Source organism: Thermobacillus sp., assembly GCF_003390775.1.
GTDB classification, from domain to species: domain Bacteria; phylum Bacillota; class Bacilli; order Paenibacillales; family Paenibacillaceae; genus Thermobacillus; species Thermobacillus xylanilyticus.
The window spans coordinates 43,372-53,941 of sequence record NZ_QEWA01000047.1 but is presented as its reverse complement, the minus strand read 5'-3'; the positions used below and the strand labels follow the sequence as shown (position 1 = coordinate 53,941).

Here is a 10,570-nt window from a genome sequence, read left to right as displayed (position 1 = left end):
GGCACATCCGGGACGATTCAAAACGATCCGCGACAACCTGGAAGTCAAGGAAATTGTCGTGGGGGATGGCGAAGCTCGCAAACGATACGTGCTCGTCCGCAATCCGGAGGAAGCCAGGCGGGATGCCGCCCGGCGCGAAGCGCATCTGGAGCGGCTGCGCACAGAGCTTGCCCGATTGAAGGAACTGGACGGCGAAGCGCATACCCAGGCCCACTGCCGTCTTCACAGCCATCCGACGTACAAGCGATATCTCAAGACCGACAAGCGCGGCAATCTGCGGATCGATCTGGCCGCCGTCAAAGCGATGGAGCATTTGGACGGCAAATACTTGCTGCGTACTTCAGACGATACGTTGTCCGCGGAAGATGTGGCACTTGGGTACAAACAATTGCTGCAGGTGGAAGCCGCGTTTCGGACACTCAAGCAATCGTTGGAACTGCGGCCGGTCTACCACCGAAAAGAAGAACGGATTCGCGCGCACGTCCTGCTTTGCTGGCTAGCCTTGATGCTCATCCGGATTGCGGAAAACCAGACCGGCCAAACGTGGCGCGATATTCGTTCCCTCATGCAGACGTTGCATCTGGTTGAGTACCGATTGGATGCCGGAAAGCTGCGGCAGCGAACGGAATTAACAGACGAACATCGGGGCATTGTTTCGGCCTTGCAAATCGCAGAACCCCAGCAAATATGGGATATTTCGCTTTCATGACCCCTCAAAAGTGTAGGCCCCACACGAAGTTATCCACAACCGCCGCATCCCTCGTCCCGCTTGGGCTTGTGGCGGTTTGTGCATCTACTGACTGTCGAACACGGGCCGAGGCCTTGGAACAATTGGCACGGGAATCGGATGACCCTGCCGAACTGGCGCAGATCCTGCTGTACTACACATGGGACGAACCTTCGCCGACCAAAAGAATCGACATGGCGCGCCAGGCTCTCCGAATCTATCCCGACAGCGCGGATGCCTGGAACATTCTGGCCGAAGAGTCGTCTTCCCCTGAAGAGGCGATGGAATACTACCGCAAAGGCATGGAAGCCGGAAAGAAGCACCTGGGCCGAAAGTTTTTCAGAGAAAACAAGGGGTTGTTCTGGGGCATCCTCAAAACCCGGCCTTTCATGCGCGCCAAATTCGGCTATGCCCACACGCTGCATAAGTCAGGCCGACACAGGGAAGCCATCCGCGAGTACAAAGAGTTGCTCGAGCTGAACCCGAACGACAACCAGGGCGCGCGCTACCTGCTGGTTCTGGCATACCTTGAATTGAAGGAGTACGGAGCGGCGGACAAACTGATGAACCAGACTTACGCCGATGACATTTCCGCCGAATTCAACTATAACCGCCTGCTGACCGAATACGGGATGCGCGGTATAACGCCGGCTCTCAAGCGTCTGTTCCGGCAAGCCGTGCATTATAATCCGCATATTCCCGATTTTTTGACCGGCAAGAAGCGTCTTCCCCGCAAAATGCCGGAAAGAATCGTGGTCGGGGATACCACGGAAGCCGCCGCGTACGCCGGCGATCATCTCCATCTGTGGCGCGAGCGGCCCGAGCTGCTCGCCTGGGTTGACGACCGGCTTCAGTCCCGTTGATATCCGCTCTTCGCGACGGATACCCGGCTTCAGTTCCAGAACGTCAGGTATTTTCTTAGTGGTCCGGATTGTTGATGAGCACGGCCGCGGCCAAGATCAGGACCGAGCCGATCAGAACCGGCGCAAGCAGAAACGACCACCCTCTGCGGCCCGCGATGACGACGAGCGGGTCGGCGCCGGCCGGGGGATGCGTCGTTTTCGTCAGCATCATGAGTCCGATCGCCAGGCCGACGCCGGCAGCCATCACCCAGACACTCTGCCCGAAAAGATGGAACAATGCGATACCGGACAACGTCGTGATCAGATGTCCGCCGACGATGTTGCGCGGCCGGGAGAACGGCGCGTCCCAGATGCCGAAGGCGAGCACTGGGCTTACTTCGCTTTCGCTGCCGCGATCTCGACGCCTTGCTGCGCTTCGGTGCGTTTCCGGTCCCGTTCGAGAATTGGCTTCAAGTAGCGGCCGGTATAGGATTTCGGCGAAGCCGTCACGTCCTCGGGCGTGCCGACCGCGATGATCGTGCCGCCGCCGCTGCCGCCTTCCGGACCGAGGTCGATGATGTAATCGGCCGTCTTGATGACGTCGAGGTTGTGCTCAATGACGAGCACGGTGTCCCCCGCATCGACCAGCCGGTGCAGCACCTGCAGCAGACGGCTGATGTCGTCCACATGCAGACCGGTCGTCGGCTCGTCGAGAATGTAGAGCGTCCGGCCGTTGCTGCGGCGGTACAGTTCGGATGCGAGCTTCACGCGCTGCGCTTCCCCGCCGGACAGCGTCGTCGCAGGCTGCCCGAGCTTGAGGTACCCGAGGCCGACATCGAGCAGCGTCTGCAGTCTGCGGTGAATTTTCGGGATGTTGCGGAAAAACTCGACCGCGTCTTCGACGGTCATTTCCAGCACGTCCGCGATGTTCTTGCCCTTGTACTTCACTTCAAGCGTCTCGCGGTTGTACCGTTTCCCCTTGCACACTTCGCACGGCACATAGACATCCGGGAGAAAATGCATCTCGATCTTGATGATGCCGTCGCCGCTGCACGCCTCGCATCGGCCGCCCTTCACGTTGAAGCTGAAGCGGCCTTTCTTGTAGCCCCGCACCTTCGCTTCGTTCGTGTTCGCGAATACGTCGCGGATGTCGTCGAACACGCCGGTGTACGTCGCCGGGTTCGAGCGCGGCGTCCGGCCGATCGGCGACTGGTCGATGTCGATCACTTTGTCGAGATGTTCGAGGCCGCGGATCTCCTTGTGCTCGCCGGGGCGGGTCTTCGCGCGGTTCAGGTCGCGCGCCAGCGCCTTGTACAGAATCTCGTTCACGAGCGTCGACTTGCCGGAGCCGGAGACGCCGGTGACGGCCGTGAAGAGGCCGATCGGAATCTTCACGTTCAGGTTCTTCAGGTTGTTCTCCTTCGCGCCGCGAACCTCGAGCCAGCGTCCGTCCGGCTGGCGCCGGACCGCCGGCACCGGGATGAACTTCTTCCCGCTCAGGTACTGCCCCGTCAGCGAGTTCGGGTTGTCCATCACTTCCTCGGGCGTTCCCTGCGCGACGACCTGGCCGCCGTGGATGCCGGCGCCCGGCCCGATGTCGATGATGTAGTCGGCCGCCAGCATCGTGTCTTCGTCGTGTTCGACGACGATCAGCGTGTTGCCGAGGTCGCGCATCTTGCGCAGCGCCTGGATCAGCCGGTCGTTGTCCCGCTGATGCAGACCGATGCTCGGCTCGTCGAGAATGTACAGGACGCCCATCAGGCTGGAGCCGATCTGGGTCGCCAGCCGGATGCGCTGCGCTTCGCCGCCGGACAGCGTGCCGGCCGCGCGGCTGAGCGTCAGATAGTCGAGCCCGACCGCCGCAAGGAAGCCGAGCCGGCTGTCGATCTCCTTCAGGATGAGGCGGGCGATCGTTCGTTCTTTCTCATTCAGCTCAAGTTCGGCGAAAAACTTCTGCGCCTCGCCGATCGACAGCGACGTCACGTGCGCGATGTTCCGCCCGCCGACCGTCACGGCCAGGCTCTCCTTCTTCAGCCGGTGGCCCTTGCATGTGCCGCACGGCTTCGCGCTCATGAACTGCTCAATGAACTCCCGGATGCCGTCGGACGCAGTCTCCCGGTAGCGGCGCTCCAGGTTGTGCACGATGCCTTCGAACGGCACGTACGCGTCGCGCGTATGGCCGAAGTCATTTTCATAGCGGAACCGGACTTTCTCGCCGCCGGTGCCGTAGAGCAGCTTCTTCATCTGCTCGGGGGTCAGCTCCGCCACCGGCACGTTCGTCGGAATGCCGTAATGTTCGCACACCGCGCGCAGAAACTGCGGGTAGTAGTTCGACGTGCTGCCCGCCCAAGCCTCGAACGCCCCTTCTTCGATCGTCAGCTGCGGGTTGCTGACGATCAGATCGGGGTCGACGATCATCTTCACGCCGAGGCCGTCGCACTCGGGGCAGGCGCCGAACGGACTGTTGAACGAGAACATCCGCGGCGACAGCTCGTCGATGCTGAATCCGCACTCCGGACAAGCCAGCTTCGCGTTGAACAGCAGCTCCTCCTGCCCGATGACGTCGACGATGACCTTGCCGTCCGACAGGTTCAGCGCCGTCTCCAGGGAGTCCGCCAGCCGCGCCGCGACGTCTTCCTTCACGACGATCCGGTCGACGACGACCTCGATGCTATGCTTCTTGTTCTTCTCGAGCTCGATCTTCTCGCTCAGATCGCGGATTTCGCCGTTGACCCGCACGCGGACGAAGCCCTGCTTCTGAATGTCCGCGAGCAGCTTCGCATGCTCGCCCTTGCGCCCGGAGACGACCGGCGCCAGAATCTGTAGCCTCGTCCTCTCCGGGTATTCCAGAATCCGGTCAACCATCTGCTCGACCGTCTGGGCCGCGATCGGGATGCCGTGCACCGGACAATGCGGCCTGCCGATGCGCGCGTACAGCAGGCGCAGATAGTCGTAGATCTCCGTCACCGTGCCGACGGTCGAACGCGGGTTGCGGCTCGTCGTCTTCTGGTCGATGGAAATGGCCGGCGACAGGCCGTCGATCGAGTCGACATCCGGCTTCTCCATCTGGCCGAGGAATTGCCGGGCATAGGCCGACAGCGATTCGACGTACCGCCGCTGGCCTTCGGCGTAAATCGTGTCGAACGCGAGCGACGACTTCCCGGAGCCGCTGAGGCCGGTCAGGACGACGAACTTGTCGCGCGGAATCTCTACGTCGATATTTTTCAGATTGTGGGCTCGCGCCCCTTTGATGATGATGCGATCACTGGCCACCGGACGGATGCCCCTTTCAACGTTGACGGGGATGCGCCCCGCCTGAGAATCGAATGTGTGTTCCCGTCCATTATATCGAATGGCAGCCAGGCATGCAAACGTTCAATTATTGGTTTTCCAGGGCAGGTTCCATCGCACAGCAGCCCGTTGAACCGGATGATTTCAGGCATTCACTCTGAATGTTCTGGATGTATACAGCAAATTGCTCTGCAATCCTTGCGTAAAATTCCGTGTCCTCCGGATGACATTCTGACAATCGTTTGGAGAGTTCATACAGCTCCTTCTTCATCTGCAATATTCGTTCCATGTAGGTATTGGGGCGAGCCACTTTTCTTTCCCCTCCTCTTAAATTTTATCTTTCAATATATAAAAGTGAAGTCAGCCCTCTATTGCACAACCCGCCTGGTCAATGAATATCGCCCTCTCATCTCATCGTAGAAAGTAGTAAAAGAAACCCTTTACTTGCCATCAAGAGAATAAATTCCCTCAAGGTTGTGTTATTGATTTGCAATTACACTTTTATTTACAAAAGCCAACGGAGGAGGGTTGTACATCATGAGTTCTGACGTGCGTGCAGCCAACTGTTCTCTGTCAAATGAAATAAGGTGCTTTCTGGAGTTCAAATTAAATCATCCAAATTTATTCAAGAATAATATCCTTAAAAAATTCTTTGAGTCTTCTTACCATATCGCATTGTTCGGGAGGTTGATATGCAATCCGTCACCGGAGTTGGAAGATGAACTGGATCTCGCTTTTCGCAAATTTCTGTTTTGTTTCCGGTTTAAGAAGTATCTTTTCTCCCTCATTAAATATGCAAATATCGATTACCACAGAAAGCGGCGAAAATACGAGCAACGATACCCGCTGACATTCGATGCGCCTGTCGGAGAGGACGAGGCCCAATGCTTTGGTGATTATCTGTTGAGTTTGGCCCGACAGGCTGACATGGACGACCCGACATTTGATCCCAATCACTTTCAATCGAGGCTCGAGAATCCCGAATTGTATGCCATCTTTTCAGAACTCACATATAAGCAAAGAGTTGTGATAACGCTTTCTTATTCGGCATGCATTATGGATACGGAGATTTCCACGCTGCTGAAAGTGTCACAGCAAGCCATTACGAAAACCCGACATACAGCCCTCAAAAAAATGAGAAGTTCCTTGCTCGGCGCGAAGTGAATGGAAGACGGGATATCACTCAAGGGGGTGAGCGGTAATGGAGGAATCGTCTATTATTTCATTGATCACTACATCTATTTCCAATTTTGGCTTTCCTATCGTAATTACCGGATTTCTTTTGCTCCGGTTTGAGAAGAAAATCGAATCTTTGAATAACACCATTATGGATTTGATCCAGGTCATTCGAAGCGAGGTGGGCAAAAAAAATGATCGGGCATGATTTGTTCACCTTGGTGCAGAAAGCGAAAGCGGGAGACAAGGAAGCGATGAAAGAAATTCTTCACCTTGTAGAACCCTTCATTCAGAAGGCGTGCCGTCGCGCGTCCCCGAACGAACAAAACGATTTGCAGCAGTATTTGGCGGAGAAGGTAATCGTTGCCGTCAAAAATTACGATATGAATTCAATTCCCGGTTTTGCACAATTCATAGAGCTGATTTCGTCAAATCACGCTCAATTGGATTTTTCCGGATTCAAGAATGATTTCCGCAATCTTGTCGAATGGAAGGAGGAACAGTTAGATTTCTAATACATGAGCTTGAAAGGGCGGCATGCGGCGATTTGTGCTGAAGCCGCCCTGTTTTTTCACTATCCCGCATAGCTCCTCTGTATCCTCCGATTCATTTCACGGCCAATTTTCTTCTTCCACCCCTCCACTGACGTTGTGCAAATCAGAATCGATTTCACTTTGTATAAGCGAGGAAAGCAACCAGGCCTGGAATTCCTCAAGAAGTTTTGGACAGGGTGGGAGCAAGAATGTGCGGTTGTCAGGAGCAAAAGGTACCAAACAGTATTGAGATCCCGGTTGAGGAATATGCGAAGCTTCAGGATCAGGCCCGCATCCTCCAGGAACTGCTGAACCAGCAAACAACGGAACCCGAATCTTTCCAGAAAGGATGAGCCAGAAAATGGCGGAATACGTGCTGTACTTCTCTATCGCCAAAAACGCTCCGGGCGAAGACGTTTATTCGGGCAGCGTGATTGCACGGGAGCCGTTCAGGATTTCGAGCGGATACCTGGTGAATACGGCAGGTGGACCGGTGAAAAGTTTCAATGCCACCGTGCCCGTCTATGCCAACTCTTCTTCCTCGCTGTTGGGGTATCAGATTGGCACCGTCACGTTCCGGGAAGGGGTCATCAGAGAATCCACCGACATGATCATTACGTCCGTATTCAATCAGGATCCGTCGAGGAAAATTACGATTCAAGCCAATGGTCTCACCACCACGGTGGAAGTCGGTGTCTGGTTCAAGGGCGATGCATCCTGGTTTGAAGGATCCAACAAGTCATACTGCGTTGGGCAACACGGATCGCTGCCTTCCAATTACGTTGCATTGCCTGCTTACAATGTTTGCGCCAAATCGGTAAAAATGTACAATCCAAACACCGGAAAGACAGCTACCGGGAAAGTGTGGGATGTCGGCCCGCTCTTCGACGCAAACTGGTGCGGCACAGACCCTTACTGGAACACCGGAACAACGCCCAGGGCAATCACCTACAAAGGAAAGAAACGATGCGAAGTTTGCAAGCCAAACGATTCCAATTGTAAGGATACGACGGTAATCAACGGTGCCATCATCGACATTTCCAAAAACATGCGGAACGCTTTGGGTGCTACCGGCACCATTCCGAACGCTCAGTGGCGTTTCGCCTGATATAAGTGGGAGAGGGCGGAGAATATCTGCCCTCTTTCCTCATCCCTATGAATACTCGTTCAAATGAAGTGTAATATTCGAAATCATCAAAAACGAAAGATCCCCAAGAACTGTCATCTCAATGTCGTAAGTTCCGATCTCCGGCACCTTTAGTTGAATGAATTCGTTCGTCAAGGCCTGAATGACGATCGTCTGAGTCAAGCCAGTGTGGGCACTTTTTTTGGGGATGATGGATCACGCGAAAAAGAGCCAATCCCTTGTTAGCGGTTTCATTTTTTCTTCCTTCGGCAACCGCTTTAAATATCTGGTATCAGTATCCTTTGAGACCTTTTAATGCCAGTCCGGTCGGGCGGCTTTGCCATTGGCTTCGGAGCAGCCGGATCATCCCGTCAACGCATCCCTTTGCCGGTCGTATGGCGTCTTTCAAGATTTTCCGTACACTGAACACCCGCTCTGGTGTCTCGACTTTGTGCTCGTCGGCTTCTTCTAGCCATCCGGCCTGTTTGCTTCGCATGACGGTCGTAAGCATCGCCCTTGCGCCCCGTTCACTCCAGCTGTATCCTCCACGCTTCGTCCGCTTCGTCAACACCCGCATCTGGGCTTCTGCGCTTCCCATCGGCCTCATTCCGGTCGTGTCAATGCCGTTTGCTTCCAGTGTCTTTCGGTAATCCTCCAGATGCTTGCGGTGCCGCCGCAAGAACGACTTGTACGCGCTCCATGCTTCCCGTTTGTCAGGCGCAATCTCCTCGATCGCTACACGCTCCACGGCCGCCATCAAGGCCGCCGGATCCTGCCTGGCCAACGCCTGTCTGGCGTCTTTCCATATCTTCGGCAGGTGTCCCACAAACCGCTTCAGATCGCGTGCCACATGAAACCGATCCAGCATGTAGATGCACTTGTGAAAATACGATTCGCATTCCCCGATCCAACTGGCTCCGTCTCCGCCCACCACCAGCCAGGTGTCCTCGTCGATCGCGTACTGTTCGGTCAGAAAGTCGCCAAACCCTTCCCAAAAGTCGCCCTCGCTCCGATGCAGGTAATGCTGCTTGTTCGTAAGCCGCACACGCTTGCCGACCTGCTCCCATCCCTCATGCACCACGGCGATCGCATGCTCCATCCCTTGCCGCTTCCGCCGCTGCAGTTTCGTGTACAGGCCATCCACTTCCACGAACAGCACCCTGGCCTTGCGCTTTTCCACAGCCTTCACCGGCTTCTCCGCTTGCTCAATCAGCTTCTCCCGTATGGCCTCGTGGCTGAGTACCGGATAGCCCAACAGTTGCTCAAGCCGTCTGGCGCTGTCCCGGTACGACGGCCCCTCTGCCGCAAAGGCAATGGCCGTTTCCAGCAGATGCGGACTGACTTTCCCTCGCCCTTCAAATCGCAAGTGCTGGTCGAGCAGGTACACGTATTTGCCGGTTTGGCGATCCATGTACAACCTTCGCTTGAAGCGGATGTTGCCAAACACGGTGTTCATGCTGGTCTCCCGTTCAGCCTTGACGCGATACCGCTCGCGATCCCGTTGCTCCAGAATGATTTCATCCAACTTCTCCAGCGCGGTTCTCATCGCGGCGGTGAACAGATCCTGCATCTTTCTGAACATCCACTCTTCAAGCTCTTTCATTGTCGGAATGGTTGTGGTAAAGTGCTGCACAGGAGCCTCCTCCTTTGAGTGTGTGTTTTTTGCCAAATTCTACTCTACCAAAGGAGAGGCTCTCTTTCTATGCCCGCTTTTTCCAATCTTTACCCCAACACAAATTTTACTCTAACAACAAGGCCGGGGTGTCAACAACCCCGGACCGCATCAGCGGATAACCGATTCAATGTGAATGCCTCGTTCGGTTACGAGATTGATAATCTGCCCGCCCACGGACACGAGCGGCCGGGTCGGATTGTTCCGGTCAGTGAAGACGATCTCGCCCAGCCGGTTGTCGCTGAGCCGGACAACCATCCCGTTGTGGAACGAAGTCAGTTTCTCGATGAGCGTCCGCACATACACCGGATCGAGCTTGCCGAACGATTCGTTCTGAAGCTGCTCCAGCGCAAGATAGGGAGAGATCGGTCTGCTGTAGCTCCGCTCCAGTGTAATGGAGTGGAAGACATCCGCCACGGCGACCAGACGGGCATAAGGATGAATCTTGTCGCCCTTGAGGCCGAGCGGGTACCCGCTGCCGTCCATTTTCTCGTGATGTTGCAGCGCCGTCAGTTTCACGCCTTCATTAAGGGCGGCGACATTTTTAAGCAGGTTGTAACCGTGCTTCGTATGATTCTGCACTTCTTCCTTCTCGGCCGCCGTAAGCGCGGAAGGCTTGTACAGAATGGCCGGATCGATGCCCAGCATGCCGATATCGTGGAACAGGCCGGCAAGCGCCAGGGGCAGCCAATCTTTCTTCGGGAAAGCGCACCATTGCGCCAGCAAATACGACGTCAAAGCCGTCAGGACGCTTTTGTGATACAGGTAATCCTGCTTGTCGACGATTCTCGGCATGAACGTCAGCGCATTGTACTCGTCGATATGGGCCAGCACATTTTCCAGTTGTTTGCGGATATCCATGATCGGCAGTCCGATGCCGCTCGTATTGGATACGAAAATGCGCCGAACGAGGCTGATCAGCCGATCGTACTCGGCATCGAACCGCGTCAGGGCGGCTTCTTCCGTCGCCGCGATCTCTTCGACGCCTTCGCGCGGCTCAATGTCGACCTGTTTGACGAGAAAAGCCTGCAAAATCTCGTATTCGCGCGATGTTACGACCCGGCCTTTGCGGAACAACGTGCCGCCAAGCGGCGTGATGACATCGGAGGCGAAACGATCCCCCAATTTCACTTGCGACAGCGGGACCGTAGGCATGAGCGTACCCCTCCCGTATCCGACCGAACCCGGTCAACCGACCGGATG

9 protein-coding genes and 1 pseudogene are annotated in these 10,570 nt (G+C 55.7%); 6 read left to right on the top strand and 4 right to left on the bottom strand.

Features of this window, described 5'->3' with window-relative positions; translation table 11 throughout:
* Both C6W55_RS14050 and C6W55_RS14045 read left to right on the top strand, forming a co-directional pair.
* A partial coding sequence (locus C6W55_RS14050; RefSeq protein WP_286893301.1) for an IS1634 family transposase occupies window positions 1-709 on the top strand: 709 nt, incomplete at its 5' end.
* The gene (locus C6W55_RS14045; RefSeq protein WP_286893298.1) at window positions 706-1,590 is read left to right on the top strand and encodes a tetratricopeptide repeat protein; all 885 of its coding nucleotides are present in this window, start codon (window positions 706-708) and stop codon (window positions 1,588-1,590) included. The genes C6W55_RS14050 and C6W55_RS14045, both read left to right, overlap by 4 nt.
* A gap of 29 nt (window positions 1,591-1,619) precedes the next feature.
* On the opposite strand, the pseudogene C6W55_RS14040 reads toward C6W55_RS14045, so the two are convergent.
* Together C6W55_RS14040 and uvrA are read right to left on the bottom strand one after the other, a co-directional pair.
* Window positions 1,620-1,963 (bottom strand): annotated as a pseudogene (locus C6W55_RS14040) (HPP family protein); the annotation flags it as partial.
* Window positions 1,963-4,842 carry an excinuclease ABC subunit UvrA gene (gene uvrA, locus C6W55_RS14035; protein ID WP_286893296.1) on the bottom strand — a complete coding sequence of 960 codons (2,880 nt, stop codon included), beginning with the start codon at window positions 4,840-4,842 and terminating at the stop codon, window positions 1,963-1,965. The gene uvrA and the pseudogene C6W55_RS14040, both read right to left, overlap by 1 nt.
* A 555-nt stretch (window positions 4,843-5,397) precedes the next feature.
* Here uvrA and C6W55_RS14030 point away from each other — a divergent pair.
* The 4 genes from C6W55_RS14030 to C6W55_RS14015 all read left to right on the top strand — a co-directional run bounded on the left by C6W55_RS14030 (window position 5,398) and on the right by C6W55_RS14015 (window position 7,677).
* Window positions 5,398-6,024, top strand: a complete 627-nt coding sequence (locus C6W55_RS14030) for a sigma-70 family RNA polymerase sigma factor (RefSeq protein WP_213486168.1) — start codon at window positions 5,398-5,400, stop codon at window positions 6,022-6,024.
* A 37-nt stretch (window positions 6,025-6,061) separates the two neighbouring features.
* Window positions 6,062-6,244, top strand: a complete 183-nt coding sequence (locus tag C6W55_RS14025; protein ID WP_286893294.1) for a YvrJ family protein — start codon at window positions 6,062-6,064, stop codon at window positions 6,242-6,244.
* On the top strand, window positions 6,231-6,551 hold the full coding sequence (locus tag C6W55_RS14020; protein ID WP_286893292.1) for a helix-turn-helix domain-containing protein: 321 nt from the start codon (window positions 6,231-6,233) through the stop codon (window positions 6,549-6,551). The genes C6W55_RS14025 and C6W55_RS14020 overlap by 14 nt, the downstream gene beginning before the upstream one ends.
* Before the next feature lie 379 nt (window positions 6,552-6,930).
* On the top strand, window positions 6,931-7,677 hold the full coding sequence (locus C6W55_RS14015) for a hypothetical protein (protein WP_157373492.1): 747 nt from the start codon (window positions 6,931-6,933) through the stop codon (window positions 7,675-7,677).
* 310 nt (window positions 7,678-7,987) lie between these two features.
* Here the strand turns inward: C6W55_RS14015 and C6W55_RS14010 are convergent, their stop codons facing one another.
* Both C6W55_RS14010 and C6W55_RS14005 read right to left on the bottom strand, forming a co-directional pair.
* Window positions 7,988-9,328: an ISLre2 family transposase gene (locus C6W55_RS14010; RefSeq protein WP_213487132.1), complete on the bottom strand. Its 1,341-nt coding sequence runs from the start codon at window positions 9,326-9,328 to the stop codon at window positions 7,988-7,990.
* Window positions 9,329-9,478: 150 nt separating this feature from the next.
* Window positions 9,479-10,522, bottom strand: a complete 1,044-nt coding sequence (locus C6W55_RS14005; RefSeq protein ID WP_286893290.1) for an HD-GYP domain-containing protein — start codon at window positions 10,520-10,522, stop codon at window positions 9,479-9,481.
* Window positions 10,523-10,570: the final 48 nt, after the last annotated feature.